The following is a 15,048-nucleotide window of genomic DNA, read 5'->3' as shown; positions in this document are numbered from 1 at the left end:
GCCACCAGCAGGCAGGAGACCCCTCATGGCGCCGGCACCACGCAGGACCCGCGAACCGAACCACCGCCTCGGCGCGCTCCTGGCCGCGAGCGGCCGCAGCCGCAAGGGCCTCGCGCAGCGGGTGAACGAACTCTCCGCGCAGCGCGGTCAGCCGCGCGCATACACCCATACGAGTGTCGGCAACTGGGTGGACAAGGGCATGGTCCCCGACGCCCCGGCGCCCGAGCTCATCGCCGTTGCGCTGGGAGAACGCCTCGGACGGCCCGTCACCCTTACGGAGATAGGCATGGCTGACCTCCCCGCTGACCCGGCCGCGATGGGGTTGGATTTCCCCAGAGACCCCGGCGACGCCGTGCGCAACGCAGCGAACTTCTGGAGCACCGTGCACCGACGCGACTTCATCGGCGGCGCATTCGCCGTCGCTGCCTACACCACCCCGGTCACCCGCTGGCTGGTCCAGCCCTCCGCGCCGCTGCCTGGGCACCGTGGCAGCCTCCAGGTCGGCCGCGCGGACCTGGAGGAGCTGTGGCAGGCCGCGAGCGAGGCCCGCTCCTGGGACTCGAAGTACGGCGGCGGCAGCTGGCGCTCGAGCAGCGTCGCGGACTGCCTCCGGCACCGCGCGAGCCCGCTGCTGGTCGGCACCTACCCGGAGAAGATCGGCGCCGAGCTGTACTGCGTGACCGCCGAGCTCGCCCGGGTCGTCGGCTGGGCCGCGCTGGACATGGGCCAGCACGACGCCGCGCAGCGGCACTTCATCCAGGCCCTCGCGCTCGCCCGCGCGGCCGGCGACACCGAGGTCGGCAGTCACGTGATGTCCACGATGGCGCTGCAGGCCATGCTGCGCGGCTACCCGAGCGAGGCCATCGACATGGTCCAGGGCGGCTACGAGCGCGCGAAGGGGTCGGCGAGCCCGCGGGTGCTGGCGTTCGCGAAGATGGTCGAGGCCCGGGCACACGGCCGGTCACGGGACCCGCGGGCGGCGTCGCGCGCCCTGTCGGAGGCTGAGACGCTCCTCGGCCGCGCACGGCCCGGCGACGATCCGGAGTGGATCAGCCACATGAGCCACACCCGGCTCGCATCGGATGCGGTCGAGGTGTGGCGGGACCTCGGCAACCCGAAGGCGGCGTTCACGTGGAACCGGCACGCCGACGCGATGCCTGAGGGCTCGTTCGCCCGCTCGGTCGGGCTGCGCCTCACGGTGCTCGGGACAGTGCACCTGCAGGGCGGCAGCCTCGAGGAAGGCGTCGCGATGGGGCACCGGGCGGTCGACATCCTCGCGCGGGTGCAGTCGACGCGGGCGCGGGACTACGTGCGGGACTACACGACGGAGTTGCGGCGCTGGCCGAAGGAGCCGGCGGTTCGGGACCTGCTGCAGCGGGCACGCATGGAGCTGGCCACGGCCAGCTGAGCGGCCAGGCACGCCGACCTGAGGTCAGCCAGTCCAGATGGGGTCGCTGGCCGGACTCCACCAGCACCGAGGCGTCAGCGATGTCCAGCTGCTCGGCCCCACCGACCCCACCGACCCCGCCTTCCACGGCATCGACCGCCACGGCAACGTCGGCCACGGCAACGTCGGCCACGGCCTGCGCCCCGGCGGCGTCACCGAAGCGATCGCCCGCATCGCCGAAGCCGAACGCGAAGGCTGGCTCGGTGAGGTTGAAGGACTCCGTGTCAGCCTGGCCGGAGCGGAAGACAAGCTCGCACAGGTCACCAGACGCGCAGCCAGTGCGTTGGTCGCAGGGCCAACCCACCCCAAGTGGAGCGGTTGACGGCCATTGCTTACAGAGGGAGCTTGGAGATAGCGGCTCGGGAGAGGAGCGAGTCATTCCCTCGATGAAGCACCTGCGGCGAGAGTCAACCCGCTTAGTGTGGTCCTGGCCCCCGTACGGTGCGAGGCGCCTGCGCCGGCTGGTGCGACTGTACCGCTGGGCGTTCGGGGGAAAGCTGTTCGTGCTGTTCCTTGGGGTGGCGCTATTCGGGATCGCGCTGGCCGGAATCGCCGACCGCGCGGCCCACTGGAGGGGCACGGTGCCCGCCGTGCTGGCACTGCTGCTGGGGACATTCCTGATCGCGGTCAGCCTGCGAGGCTTCCACACGGTCCGCATCCTGCCGTTCCGGAACCTGTCTGGCGGGGCCGAACGGGACAAGATGGAGCAGGTTGCGGTCGGCTTCGCCGAGCTGCTGGACCTTGAACTCAGACGGATTCGCGACTTGGTGACGCAGGAGCCGTTCCATCAGCCGGCCGATGTGCTCAATCCGGCCAGCGGCCGCGGCAAGACGATACAGGTCACTCTGTCGAGGGTGCCGTTCCGGACCGGGGTGGCGGTGGCAGGGCTGGGCGCCGAGATCAAACCCACGGAAGTGGGCACAGTGGCCCTGGGGCCGTTCAAGCTCCAGGTCGGAGCGGTCATCACACTGTTCGCGCGGATACTCGGCCAGGCCATGCGGGGATCCCTGGTACAGAACCGGGGCATGCTGGTCGTGGTGGCCAGCAGGTCCGGCGGCAGGAACCAGAGCTGGACGGAGCAGACCCCAATCGACGGTGACCTGTGCCGAGCGGGGGCCGTACTGGCCCGCAAACTTGCCCACCGGATTCAGCTGGAGCAGCCCAAGGGCCACGCCGTTGGCGCCGACGTGCACAGCTTCGAGATGCTTGTCGACGGGCTGGAATGCTATGACCACTTCCTGCACAAGGGTGATCTCCAGTACCTCGACCGCGCGGAGCAGCATTTCCGTGCCGCACTAGTGCACAGTCCCCAGTACGCCGCTGCCTACCACAATCTCGGGACGGTCAAGAGCGAACAGGACCGCGTGGGCGCGGCCATTGGTTTGCCCGTATCGACGGTCACCGAAAACGCGGCAACTCGGCTCTGGTGGCAGGCAATCGACCTCGACCCTGATCTCGCGCCCGCCCGCTTCCAGCTGACCAGGACCTACCTAGATCGGGCTGCCGACAAGAAGACGGACTCTGGCGACCGGGACCTCCTGCTCGCACAGGCGGTGCAGTCGGCTCTGGCCACCGAAGTCGGCGCGGACCACTCCACGGAAGGGGCGCTCGCCGCGTACTGGCTCGGCCTGTCACTACTGCGCCAGGCCCACAACCGGGCCGTGCGCAGGGGCAGGGGCAGACGGCGGCAGGTTCTGACCGAGGTTTCGTTGGCCAATCGGCTGCTGCGGCATGCGATGCAGTACCTGTACGACGAGAGGGCCCGTCGGCTAGTCGCTGGCAACGAGCAATCGAGCGTGCGACCGCTGGCCGATCGCATCGCGAGCGTTTACCTGGAGCAGGCCGCATGCGAGCGAGAGCTTGCACGGCTGCGATCCGGTCCCAGCCAAAAATGGCACAGGGCCAAAGCCGAACGTCATCAGCAGGCAGCTCTGAAGTGGGGAGCGAATACCGGAGAGATCGAGGCCAAGATCGGGAAGCTGATCGAGGATTCCGCCCAAGACCCGGGCTACCAGGACAAGGCGCTGGACCGATACATCAGTGCGCTGACCATGGATCCCCGTCAGTCCGACGCCCTGAAGGCGATGGCGCGCCTCACCTCAGACCTCGAGTGGATCGGAGGGTTCCGGACCGACGCCATTACCGTCGCCGCCCATCGAAATCCGGACGACCCCGAGCCCTGGCTGATGCTCTCCCGGGCCCTCCAGCTCGAGGGGGACACCGTCGGGGCCCTCGGCCTGGCCGGGATCGCGCTCACCCAGCACCCGAAAGGCACCGACTTGCACCAGAGCATGAACGTGCTCTTCAAAGCCCTCGAAAGCTCGCCGCCGGCCCGCCCGGGTAGCCGGGCAGCTGCACCCGGCACCGCGTACTACGCCTACCTCCCGGACCTGAGCCACGCCGATCTGCTCGCCGCACCAGATCCCAGCTGGGACCGCAGACCCCGCGAACGCTGGGTGCGGGCCTGGGCGCGCGCCAACACGGCCACCCTGGATCTCAACCGATCGACCAGCCGGGAGCGGTTGGAAGCAGCCATCACGGAGATCGAGTACCTGCTCGACACGTGGTCCGCCGAGCTGCCCGAGCTGCGCTTCGTCTCCCGGCAGCTGGGCCTGTTGCATCTCGCACTGGCCACCGCGCACTCGGCCTCGGACGCGGAGCGGCGGCATCTGGCGCGGGCCGCCGCATGCTTGGGGGAGGCCGTGGACACCGAGCTGCCTGGCAACGTGCCGATGCCCTTGCTATGGCAGGTGGAGCACGCCGAGGTGCAGGCATCACTCGGCGATTCACAGCAGAGTGTCGAACATCAGCAGGCCGCGGATCTGCTTCACCAGGGCGCAATCGACACCTACACACAGGCACTCGAACGGCAGCCGGTGCGAATGACCATCAGAACCGACTTCGAGGTCATCGAGCTCGCCGGAGACCCCCCTCACCTTCCCGCCCATGCCCGCGCGTTCGCCGGACGTGGGCAGGTGTACGCCGCGCAGGGCCGCGCCGCCGACGCCCTGCCCGACTGTCTGGACGCACTGCGCTTGGCCCCGCTGTACGCCTACCCCCGTTTCACCCTGGCCGGGCTTTACCGCGAACTCTCCCAGTACGAGCTGGCCGAGCAGCACCTGCGGCGGCTCGTCGACCTCCTCCAGGCCGGTTCCGAGCGGGACCGCGCACGGTGCGAACTCGCCTACACCTACCGTCAGCAGGCCGAGACCCGGAGCGGCAAGGAGCGGCAGCAGCTGCTCGAGAAGGCCCTGCACGAACTGACCACCATTACCCGCGAGCCAGGCCCGCACCGCGCCTTCGACCCCGGGGTGCAGGAGGAGACAGCGGAGATCCTGCACCTGCTCGGCCGGACCAAGGCCGCCATCGTCGCGTTGCGGGCCGCTCTGGCCGCCGACCGCGGTGGCGTGGGCGAGGCCCGGCGGCTGGACCGACTCGCCGAGCTGCTGACCGAGGAGGAGTGCCCGGACGCCGTGCTGCAGGCATTGGAGGAAGCCCGCACGGCCTGCACAAAAGAACTCACCCGCAACGTGGGCACCGACGATGAAAGACAGCTGCGCAGCCGGCGGGTGATGGTGACCATGCGCCAGGCGGCATACCTGGCCGAACAGGGGATCCGGCTCGACCACGCCCAACGGCTCGCAAACGACGAGCTGAGGAGAGCTCAGCATGCCCGGCTGGACGCAGGTCAGCTGGCCGACTGTGAGGACACCTGTGGCTGGATTGCCTACCGCCGGGGGCGGTTCGACGAGGCGATCCCACACTTCGAGGCCGCACTCGACCGCTCCGGGGGCAATGCGACCGAGTGGGCTCACCTCGCTCTGAGCCTGGAGGCCCGTGCCGCCGGGGCCAATGGCACCCGCCATAATCGGCACCGGCACGAGGACGATCTCAATCGGGCGCGGGACATCTGGCAGCAGATCGTGGACAAGTTCCCGAACGGCCTGGTGGCAGCCACCACGGCCGGGCAACACCTGCAACGCCTCCCAGAGCGGCCGCACCCCCCGATGCCCCTGGTCGCCAACCCGCTGATCACCCCATCTCCATCGGCACCCCCATGAGCGAGCCATACAACGTTCACGAGCCGTCCTGACCGGCGCCGAAAATCCACGCCGACAGCGCCGGTTGCGCGGCCAGGTGACTCCCCATCAGGTGGCCGCAGGCGGGGAGATCTAACGGCTCTGATCAACATTTCGGGATGATCGAGCGTGATGGTCATTGACGGCCGACACAGTCGACATGTATGAGCACGTCAGTCCGCGCGGGGACGTGGCCGGGATCGTTGCCGCGCTGCACCAGAGCTTGACTGCGCCCGTCCACCAGCCCGCGCCCGGCATGGCCGCCGCACCCGCGAGCTGACGAACCGCCACCTCCTTCCCGCGCCCGCCGCCGGGCGGCCAGGACCGGTCACCGGTTCCTGATTCCGGCCAGCCGAGCGCCCGTCGGCTGGCCGGACGATGCCCCGGCCCGATTCCGTTCGGCCGAGGAGCTCCCCCGCCCGACCAAGACAAGGCACGCCGGTGTCCGCTGGACGACGCGACGCCCGACCTACCCGCGCCGCCTGGCCGCGCTTATGCGCGGTGTGCCGGCCATGCGCACTGCGGCAGACCGCGACCTCCAGGACGGTGGGGAGGCGCTGTTCGTGCTGACAGCGCTGGCCGGCGCGGTCGCGCTCGAGGACGGACAGGCCTTCGGCCACGCCTTGGCCGGGGTACCGCTGGCACCACGATCCGACCAGCCCGGGCCGTCTGCTGGACTGCTCCGTTCGCTGGCCTTTCTACGAGGACTACCTCACCCTCGTCCTCAGCGAGCTCCGGTGCGGCCGTCCTGCCTGCGGCGGGGACGGCGTGCTGTGGGACATGGACGACCCGTGGCTGCTGCTCTGCGGCTCACTGAGAAGCGCGGTCACAACGGCCCTCGTCTGTCATCGCGCCAGCTACGGATCCTGCCGGGTGCCTCTCCGTCAGCCAAGCTCGGTCAGGTGCTGGATTCCTTGGGCTGACGGAGCAGGTCATCGAGCAGGCGGTAACCGTCAGTGTCGGCGTGCAGGACGGTGTCGTTCCAGTACGGAGCCCAGTTGGTAGAGAGCTCAGCCCAAGTGACATGCATCTGCTTGCGCCCCCAGCGAGGAGTTGGACGGATATTGAACACGTACAGGCCGAGCTCGTTGCCTCGCACGACGTACCCCGCCGTAATCATCTGCAGGCGCTCGATGACCTGCCCGGATCGTTTGTGCTGCCACAATTGCGGTTCTTCCGGCCGTGCCAGTTGGTAGGCGCTCCGGAGTCTGCTGAACGGCACATCCGAGCGGACACCGACCTGACTGGTGACCACGGCGTAGTCCTCGCGAACAGTCACCACTTTGAACACCATGCCGCTGTGGGGACGAATTGAAGCCCCCTCCACCACGTCTTGCAGATCCATCCCGTCCCCTCAACGAGCCTTGGCTGCTGCAGTTGCAACCTAGCGGCAGCTGATCAGGACGTCGACTGAGATCCTGGACTGCTTCGCGCCGCTGATGATCCTTGGGGTCCTGCACTGCGACCGGCGACGCCAGGCGCCGCCGCCTGACAGGCCGCCCTCAGGGGGTTGGCTGCTATGCCGCCACCTGAGCGATGGCCTCGGGCACGAGGCGCGGAAGCACGTCGATCGCGCTCTGCAGGAGCTGCACAATCGGCACCGCGTAGCGGCTGGAGTCCATGTCGATGTGCTGCTCCCACTGGGCGGGCTGGTAGCGGGCCAGCATCGGCAGGCTGCTGCGCCGGGTCCTGCAGCGGCACCGCTACGGCCGCAGCACCCACTGGCCCAGCGGTGACCTGGCCCTCGGCCCCGCCCGGTGCCCGGTGCCAGCCAGGCTCACCAACCAGCCAGGCGAACACTGTCCCGCCCTCGGGCCGGCCGGCCACGAGCGGGCCGGGGCCGGGCACGGCGCCGACCGCTGCCCGGCCATGGCGCCACTGCGCACTACCACCTGACTGTCCGCCGGGGGGCGGCCGGCTCTGGCTGCTCACAGCCCCGTCGAGCGCCCGCGCCCCGATCGCGGTCGTGCGCCCGGCGGCTCGGCCGGAATCGGGGGTGGGTGGCGGCCGGGGGTGTTCCTAGGCTCACCGGCAGGAAGCCACGCCGATCGACACAGGAGCCGCCCGCCATGACCACCCAGCCCGCTGCGCCCGGTGATGCCCGTTCGGGATTCGTCCGTCTGCTGGCGCGGGATCTGGCCGCCGCCACCCCCGACCATCTGACGCGTCCGCTGGCCGGAGCTGACGGGACGCCGCTGCCGTGGTTCTCTCGGCGACGGGTGAAAACTGACCGCTGAACGGCGGATCAAAGGTGACCCACCTCGCGATCGTCTGATCATCCTGATCTTCATAGAGGGTCAGGAGGAGAGGGTGATCCACGTGGAGGACTGGGCCGAGATCCGTCGGCTGCATCGGGCCGAGCAGATGCCGATCCGGGCGATCGCCCGCCATATGGGCATCTCGAAGAACACGGTGAAGCGGGCCCTGGCCACCGACCAGCCGCCCGTCTACCAGCGTCCGTTGAAAGGATCGGCGGTCGACGCGTTCGAGCCCGCGATCCGCGAGCTGCTCAAACAGACGCCGACGATGCCCGCGACAGTGATCGCCGAGCGGATCGGATGGACCCGCGGGCTGACGATCCTGAAGGAACGAGTGCGTGAGCTGCGGCCGGCCTACCTGCCCGTCGACCCGGTCTCGCGGACCGTCTACCAGCCGGGCGAGCTCGCGCAGTGCGACCTGTGGTTCCCGGCCGTCGACATCCCGCTCGGCTACGGCCAGTCCGGCCGCCCGCCGGTTCTGGTCATCGTCTCGGGCTACTCGCGGGTGATCACCGCTCGGATGCTGCCGTCGCGCCAGACCGGCGACCTGATCGACGGGCACTGGCGCCTGCTCGCCGACGGCTGGGGAGCCGTCCCCAAGACCCTGGTCTGGGACAACGAAGCCGGAGTCGGCAAAGGCAGGCTGACCAGCGAGTTCGCGGCGTTCGCGGGACTGCTGGCCACCCGGGTCCACCTCTGCCGCCCCCGCGACCCGGAAGCGAAGGGCCTGGTCGAACGCGCCAACGGCTACCTGGAGACCAGCTTCCTGCCCGGCCGCACCTTCACCGGACCCACCGACTTCAACACCCAGCTGGCAGCCTGGCTGCAGATCGCCAACCGGCGGATCCACCGCTCCATCGACGCCCGGCCCATCGACCGCTGGGAGGCGGACCGGGCCGCGATGCTCCAGATTCCGCCTGTGTCGCCGCCCAGCTGGTGGCGCTTCCACACCCGCATCGGCCGCGACCACTACGTCCGCGTCGACACCAACGACTACTCCGTCCACCCGCGCGCCATCGGCAAGACCGTGATGGTCCGCGCGGACAACGAGGAGGTCAGCGTCATCGCGGGCAACGACGTCGTCGCCCGGCACACCCGCTGCTGGGCCCGCCACCAGACCCTGACCGACCCCGAGCACGCAGCTGCGGCCCAGCTCCTTCGCGGCGAGGCGATCCGCCAGCAAGCCGCCCGCGCGGCCACCGCCCGAGCCGCCCTGCTGGCCCCGGACAGCCTCGGCATCGAGGTCGAGCAACGCGAACTGGCGACTTATGACCGCATGTTCACCCTCATCGAGGGCGGCGCCGGGAAGGAGGAACCCTGATGACACCCACCCCCACGACCAGCGCGGCCAAGCCCGACGGCCAGGCCCGCACCGGGCGACAGACCGCAGCCGACCTGGCGTTTTGCGCCCGCGCACTGAAGGCCCCGGCCTTGCTGGACGCCGCCGAAAGGCTGGCCGAACGCGCCCAGGCCGAGTCCTGGACCCACCTCGAATACCTCGTCGCCTGCCTGCAGCGCGAGGTCTCCGCCCGCGACAGCCACGGCGGCGAGGGCCGCATCCGCGCCGCCCGCTTCCCCGCGATCAAGACGATCGAGGAACTCGACCTCACCCATCTGCGCGGGCTGACGCGCCAACAACTCGGCCACCTGGGAACATTGGACTTCATAGCCGCCCGCGAGAACGCGATCTTCCTGGGGCCGCCGGGCACCGGCAAGACGCACCTGGCGACCGGGCTCGCCGTCCGGGCCTGCCAGGCCGGCCACCGGGTCGCGTTCGCGACCGCCGCCCAGTGGGTCGACCGCCTAGCCGCCGCCCACCACACAGGACGGCTCCAGGACGAGCTGATCAAACTCGGCCGTTACCCGCTGATCGTGGTCGACGAAGTGGGCTACATCCCGTTCGAGGCCGAGGCCGCGAACCTGTTCTTCCAGCTGATCTCGAACAGATACGAGAGGGCCAGCGTGATCGTCACCAGCAACAAGCCCTTCGGGCGCTGGGGAGAGGTGTTCGGTGACGAGACCGTCGCCGCAGCGATGATCGATCGGCTCGTCCACCACGCCGAGGTCCACTCCCTCAAGGGCGAGTCCTACCGCATGCGGGGCCGCGATCTCGGTCGCGTCCCCGCCACCGACAACGACTGAACACGAGCGCTGACGACGCGAAAAGGGTCAGATCTCGACCGACCAAAGTGGGTCACGGTTCAGCCGCCGCCGACAGGTTCGCGGCCGCCGCCGACCACGCGCTGGCGCGGGCCGGCCACCAGGCCAGTTCCCCGGCCTGCGGCGCGGCCCGGGAGATCCTGGCAGCCGCGGAGGAGGAACGCAGCTTCACCGTTCACATGTACAGCAGCGACCGGGCGTGCTCCTGTCCCGCCGCCGCGTGTGGTGCCCGGCTCACCCACGAGCCGGACCGTTGCCCTGTCCACGGCCCCGACGGTTACGACCCGGCCGAGTTCGGGCACGGCGCCGACCGTTGCCCGGCGTTGGCCCGGCTGCGCGCCGACACCTGACCGTCCGTCATGGGGAGGTCTGCTCACCGCCACGCCGCCTGCGGCCCGGCCCGCCGCGTCCCGCACCCGAATTCCGGTGCCGTCCGGCCCTGCCTGGGGCCGGACGGCTGCCGCCCCCACCCCGCTGCCGACCGCGGGTGCTACCAGGGGCTTTACGTCTGCTCGCATGGGGCCGTCGATGAATTAGTGGGTTGCTTACGGTAGTTGGGCTCGTTGATGTGGCATGGGGCGCTTTGATGGATCGGTGGAGTCGTTACGGGCGAAGTTCGAGGCGGTGACGCCGCATTTGAACGAGCGGCAGCGCCGGATCCTGTACGCGGCGGAGGCCCGGCAGTTCGGGCACGGCGGGATTGCCGCGGTGGCACAGGCTGCGGGCGTCTCGAAAGGCCGCGTCAGCCGTGGCCTGGCCGAACTCGATGCGGGCGAGGGACCGGACGGGCGGGTACGGCGGTCGGGTGCGGGCCGCCCGGCCCTGGCGGACAGGGACCCAGGTTTGGTGCCGGCCTTGCTGGCGCTGGTCGAGGACAGCACACAGGGCGATCCGATGAAGCCCCTGACGTGGACGACGAAGTCGTTGCGCCGCCTCGCGGATGAACTCGCCGCCCAGGGCAGGAAGGTGGGCCGCGACACTGTCGCGGCCCTGCTGAAAGGGGCCGGGTTCAGCCTGCGCGGCAACGCGCGGGTGCTGGCCGGCAGCCACCACCCAGACCGGGACGCGCAGTTCCAGCATCTCAACTCCACGGTGGCCGAGTTCCTCCAGGCCGGTGATCCGGTGATCAGCGTGGACACCAAGAAGAAGGAGCAGATCGGACTCTTCGCCCGGCCCGGACGCGAGTGGGCCCCGCCGGGCGCCCCGGTCAAGGTCCTCGACCACGACTTCCCCTCCCACGCCACGGGCACAGCGATCCCCTACGGCATCTACGACCTGGGCCGCAATACCGGGTTCGTCGTGGTGGGCACCGATCACGACACCGCCGCGTTCGCCGTCTCCAGCCTGCGCCGCTGGTGGACCGAGGAAGGGCGGCCCGCCTATCCACAGGCAAGACGCCTGCTGATCACCGCGGACGGCGGCGGCTCCAACAGCTCCCGCGCCAAGGCGTGGAAGGCCAACCTCGCCGTTCTCGCCACCGAGACCGGCCTGGAGATCAGCGTGTGCCACCTACCTCCGGGGACTTCGAAGTGGAACCGGGTCGAGCACCGCCTGTTCTCCTTCATCTCCCTCAACTGGCGTTCCCACCCGCTGACCAGCTACGAGACCGCCCTGAACCTCATCTCGGCGACCACCACCCGCACCGGACTGACCGTGACCGCCCGCCTGGACACCGGCAGCTACCCCACCGGCATCGAGATCAGCGAACAACACGCGTCCGCCCTCACGATCCGCCCGGAAGACTTCCACGGGGAGTGGAACTACACGATCCCGCCCCAGCCCGGCATCCCCGACGTCCCGCTCCACCCGCCCGGCCCCAGATCCCACCCCCGGCACGCGCACACCTTCGGCGCGACCCTGGCCACCCACCCCCTGCTGACCGGCATCGAGCGCCATGACCTGGACGAACTCACCGTCAGCGTCCGCGACCGGTTGGACGCCCTGCCGCCCAAGGAGCGGCCCCGGCACCGCAAGATGACCACAGAGAACATCATCTGGGCCGCCATCCTCGACCAGCGCGGCCTGTCCCGCTCGCTGACCGCTTACCTCTTCCGCGTCGGGGAGAACCAGATCAGAGCCCTGATCAAGCAGGTCCGCCCCATCCTGGAAGACCTGGGACACCACCCGGAACCGATCCCCGCCCGCCTGATCGACCCCAGCGACCTCGCGAACTACGTCATGCACGCGACAGCCGCAGACCGCGAGGACAAATCAACCCACTAATTCATCGACGGCCCCCATCCAGGTGCGGCTCGTCCGATCCGTCCGCGAACGGGCGGATCGCCCCACTCCGTGAAGATCATTCCGATGAGAAAACCTCACTCGCTACCCAGGGGGCTTCTGAACCATATACGTGACGCATACCCATTCATTCGCCCTCAGCCGCCACGCGAAGCACCCCGGGTCTGTGGGCTGCGGACCAGGATCGGGCTGCCGGTCAACGAACTTGGTTACAATCTCGCGGTCCTGAACGTTCGACATACCAACCTGGCGCTCAAGGTCGACGTTCATGACGTCAACCACCCCACCGATATACTGGATGGAGTAATTCTTCGCGACATCGGGGTACTTGTCGAACGCTGCCTGAATTTCAGCGAAAAGGGCCGCGTCGTGCGTTGGCCCGATCTTTGGCTTCACCTTCATGGATGCTCCAGGATGTTGGAAGTTACCTGGTTGCGTACCACGCGCAGAGCGTCTAATAAGCAGCTACCCAAACGATTAGCCCATTTGATCGATGCTGTCACTCGGGCAGCGGCAACGAGAGCGCTGGTGGCGTTCGGTGCACCGGACTACCTGGTTCAACGATCCAGAGCTGGCCGAGCGGGAGCCCGAGGCCGCACTCGCCGTCTTCGCGGTCAGTCCGCGTTCGCCAGAGCACGTGCCTGCAATGCCAGTTGCACGCCGACGAGAGGTTCGAAGATGGCGGCGCGCTCGTTGTCCAACCGGTGCCGGATCTCTTCCGCCTCCTGCTCGGCGGCCAGGGCCTCGCTGTACCGAATGACCTCTCGCAGCGCGCTGCCAAGCATGGACAGTGAGCTTGCGAGGTCGAGTGCGTGGGCGGCCAGCGCGGAGTCCGTGACCACGGTGGCGCCGCTGGGCGCGCTGCCGGCAGCGGCAGCCCTCGCCCCCGGCCAGGCGCACTCGATGGTGAAGGACATATAGACGACGGCGAAGGTCCCCGCGACTGCCCAGGCGAGCGCCCAGCCTTGCTCTCCCAGACGGGGGCGAGGCAACGGCGCCCGACCAGGGAGAGCGTCAAGCAACCTGTCCACGATTGGCAACCTCGCCACTTCGCTTTCCCCCGCCCTGGTCGACATCGTGAGGCTCCAGCCTAGGAAGGGCTGAGCTGCTCTTCCGGGGAAGCCGTGTTGGGTGCCGGACGGGTCCAGAGTGTGAGGTCGCTGCTTGTGGCGACGGCGAGAGTGCGTCCGGATGGGGAGAAGCCGGCGGCTCGAAGTTCGGAGTAGTTGGCGTCGAAGATGTGCCACCAGCTTTCTCCGTGCGGACCGTTGTGGGGTATGCCTCCGTCAGCGGACAGCAGGACGCGGTCGTGCGGCCACTCGGGGCTGACGACCTCCAGGGTCCAGCCGTCCTGGGTGGTGGTGTGCAGCCCGCCTCCGAAAAGGCCCGCGATGTGTACTCGGGTCGCGGCGATGGGGCCGAGCCCGGGGCAGGAGAGATCCGGCTCCGCGTCCGGGGTGCTGCCGTCAGGGTCACGGTCCCGGGCGATCTTCTCGCCGGTGGCGGCGTCGAAGAGCCCGTGGCCGTCGACGGAGACCACCATGACCAGGTCGCGGCCGTCGTCGGGGGCGGTGGCGAAGCCGATCCCGAGCAGTCCGCCGATGGGGGTGCGCCGGTCCAGGACCGGGCGCCAGGGGACGGGGAGCGGAATGACGGGGACGGACAGGAACTGTTCTCGCAGTCGCTGCTGGTAGTCAGAGATCACGTGCTCCCTCGCCTTCACCGGGCTGTTGACCGCCTCAAGGCGATGACGGGAATCGTGCCAGATCCGTTCGATGGCGTCCTGCCCCCTGCTGTCGGTGTCGCGCGGGCTGGGGGTGAAGCGGGGGGTTGGTGGCGTGCGGGGCGGGGGCAGTGTTCCTGCCAGCCGGGGCGGGCCGGTCGCCGTTCCGGCCCGCTCCCTGTCCATCCCGTGTGCGGGATGGACCCCTTTGAGCGGCCGTCATGCAACGCCACCCCGGTGGCCCTTCGGCCCTGCCTGGCGTGCTGCGGGCCTTGTGGCCGCCTGTTCCCCCTGTGAGAGGACCACCTGATTATGTCCGCGTTCGTGCAGCATGTCCGCCAGCTGCTGACCGAGGAGACCGTCATGAGCATCGGCGGGTCCCTGACCGCGATGGAGGAGGTGATCCAGCAGGCCGTCCCCCTGGAGGCCATGGATCCCCAGGACGACCTGCACGTCCCGATCCACCTGATGTCCATCCACCGCCCCGCCGTCGCACGCACCCGGGGCAGCGCGGCGCACGCCGACGCGACCGCGCTGATCCCTCTGGACCTGCCCGGTCAACTGCCGAGCGGCGGAACCGACTTCACCACCGAGATGGCCGCCTGGGCCCGCTCGCTGGCCGATGACGCCCGCACCCCTCGCCTGGACGACCTCCACGCCCCCGAGGGCCCAGCCGTGGGGCTGCTCATCGTCGTGGGGCGGCGGGCTTTCGGCCCGGTCGAGATACGCCGCCAGCGCGTCGTGCTCGCCGTCCTCGCCAACGGCACCGTCCTGCGCATCGTCCGCTCGCGCGGCGAGGCGATGGTGCGCCGCAGCAGGGGCACCGTCGTCGCCGCCCGCGACGAGCTGGCGGCCGCGCTGTGGCGCATCGGCCAGGCCCTGCACGCCTTCCCGGGCGACGAGCCGCCGCTGCCAACCGCCCGGCCCCGGTAGACGATCCGTCGCCGCGGTCCGGCACGCCCCCGCCGACCGCCCCGCGCCCGCGGCGGACCGCCGCCACGGGCGCGGGGCGCCAACCGGGGGGTGAGCCGCCTCGCGCCGCGACCGTGGAGTGCAACGCCCCCGACCCCTGCACAACCAGCGCGGACTCCGGCGGCGCTGTGCACGGCGCATGCCGACCGCACGTCGCCGCAGCCCACT

The 15,048-nt window shown here is 69.7% G+C and carries 14 protein-coding genes and 1 pseudogene; 10 read left to right on the top strand and 5 right to left on the bottom strand.

Annotation, left to right across the window (positions count from 1 at the left end; translation table 11 throughout):
* The first annotated feature begins 25 nt into the window (after positions 1-25).
* From BR98_RS00920 to BR98_RS00910, 3 genes are all read left to right on the top strand, one after another.
* Positions 26-1,408, top strand: coding sequence for a hypothetical protein (locus BR98_RS00920; protein WP_035839009.1), 1,383 nt, complete (start codon positions 26-28; stop codon positions 1,406-1,408).
* A 37-nt stretch (positions 1,409-1,445) separates the two neighbouring features.
* Positions 1,446-1,769 carry a hypothetical protein gene (locus BR98_RS40745; protein WP_232247181.1) on the top strand — a complete coding sequence of 108 codons (324 nt, stop codon included), beginning with the start codon at positions 1,446-1,448 and terminating at the stop codon, positions 1,767-1,769.
* Positions 1,770-1,911: 142 nt separating this feature from the next.
* Positions 1,912-5,508 carry a tetratricopeptide repeat protein gene (locus BR98_RS00910; RefSeq protein WP_157537250.1) on the top strand — a complete coding sequence of 1,199 codons (3,597 nt, stop codon included), beginning with the start codon at positions 1,912-1,914 and terminating at the stop codon, positions 5,506-5,508.
* A 916-nt stretch (positions 5,509-6,424) separates the two neighbouring features.
* On the opposite strand, the gene BR98_RS00905 is transcribed toward BR98_RS00910, so the two are convergent.
* Both BR98_RS00905 and BR98_RS38825 read right to left on the bottom strand, forming a co-directional pair.
* A complete protein-coding gene (locus tag BR98_RS00905; RefSeq protein ID WP_035839008.1) occupies positions 6,425-6,871 on the bottom strand; it encodes a hypothetical protein in 447 nt (148 codons plus the stop codon).
* 172 nt (positions 6,872-7,043) lie between these two features.
* Positions 7,044-7,193 (bottom strand): YaaC family protein, encoded by a 150-nt coding sequence (locus BR98_RS38825; protein WP_157537248.1) that lies wholly within the window; start codon positions 7,191-7,193, stop codon positions 7,044-7,046.
* 402 nt (positions 7,194-7,595) lie between these two features.
* Here BR98_RS38825 and BR98_RS38820 point away from each other — a divergent pair, with 402 nt between their 5' ends.
* The 5 genes from BR98_RS38820 to BR98_RS00885 all read left to right on the top strand — a co-directional run bounded on the left by BR98_RS38820 (position 7,596) and on the right by BR98_RS00885 (position 12,167).
* The gene (locus BR98_RS38820) at positions 7,596-7,763 is read left to right on the top strand and encodes a hypothetical protein (RefSeq protein ID WP_157537246.1); all 168 of its coding nucleotides are present in this window, start codon (positions 7,596-7,598) and stop codon (positions 7,761-7,763) included.
* A 73-nt stretch (positions 7,764-7,836) separates the two neighbouring features.
* Complete coding sequence (gene istA, locus BR98_RS00900; protein ID WP_035839006.1) at positions 7,837-9,105, top strand: IS21 family transposase; 1,269 nt, start codon at positions 7,837-7,839, stop codon at positions 9,103-9,105.
* On the top strand, positions 9,105-9,926 hold the full coding sequence (gene istB / locus BR98_RS00895; protein ID WP_035839004.1) for an IS21-like element helper ATPase IstB: 822 nt from the start codon (positions 9,105-9,107) through the stop codon (positions 9,924-9,926). The genes istA and istB overlap by 1 nt, the downstream gene beginning before the upstream one ends.
* 47 nt (positions 9,927-9,973) lie before the next feature.
* The gene (locus tag BR98_RS00890; RefSeq protein ID WP_035839001.1) at positions 9,974-10,294 is read left to right on the top strand and encodes a hypothetical protein; all 321 of its coding nucleotides are present in this window, start codon (positions 9,974-9,976) and stop codon (positions 10,292-10,294) included.
* Positions 10,295-10,517: 223 nt separating this feature from the next.
* Positions 10,518-12,167, top strand: coding sequence for an ISAzo13 family transposase (locus BR98_RS00885; protein ID WP_407639401.1), 1,650 nt, complete (start codon positions 10,518-10,520; stop codon positions 12,165-12,167).
* 102 nt (positions 12,168-12,269) lie between these two features.
* Here the strand turns inward: BR98_RS00885 and BR98_RS00880 are convergent, their stop codons facing one another.
* Entirely contained in the window at positions 12,270-12,587 is a 318-nt protein-coding gene (locus tag BR98_RS00880; protein ID WP_035838998.1) for a hypothetical protein, read from the bottom strand.
* Positions 12,588-12,702: 115 nt separating this feature from the next.
* Between BR98_RS00880 and BR98_RS40740 the strand changes: the two are divergent.
* Positions 12,703-12,789: pseudogene (locus BR98_RS40740) on the top strand (ArsR family transcriptional regulator); the annotation flags it as partial.
* A 10-nt stretch (positions 12,790-12,799) separates the two neighbouring features.
* Here the strand turns inward: BR98_RS40740 and BR98_RS40010 are convergent.
* Together BR98_RS40010 and BR98_RS00870 are read right to left on the bottom strand one after the other, a co-directional pair.
* The gene (locus BR98_RS40010; RefSeq protein WP_198042090.1) at positions 12,800-13,102 is read right to left on the bottom strand and encodes a hypothetical protein; all 303 of its coding nucleotides are present in this window, start codon (positions 13,100-13,102) and stop codon (positions 12,800-12,802) included.
* Positions 13,103-13,275: 173 nt separating this feature from the next.
* Positions 13,276-13,890: a hypothetical protein gene (locus BR98_RS00870; RefSeq protein ID WP_035838991.1), complete on the bottom strand. Its 615-nt coding sequence runs from the start codon at positions 13,888-13,890 to the stop codon at positions 13,276-13,278.
* A gap of 330 nt (positions 13,891-14,220) precedes the next feature.
* Between BR98_RS00870 and BR98_RS00865 the strand changes: the two genes are divergently transcribed.
* Positions 14,221-14,841, top strand: a complete 621-nt coding sequence (locus BR98_RS00865; RefSeq protein WP_035838988.1) for a hypothetical protein — start codon at positions 14,221-14,223, stop codon at positions 14,839-14,841.
* The last annotated feature ends 207 nt before the right edge of the window (positions 14,842-15,048 follow it).

It is taken from the genome of Kitasatospora azatica KCTC 9699 (assembly GCF_000744785.1).
GTDB classification, from domain to species: domain Bacteria; phylum Actinomycetota; class Actinomycetes; order Streptomycetales; family Streptomycetaceae; genus Kitasatospora; species Kitasatospora azatica.
The sequence above is the reverse complement of the archived record's forward strand: the minus strand, read 5'-3'. Positions and strand labels throughout refer to the sequence as shown.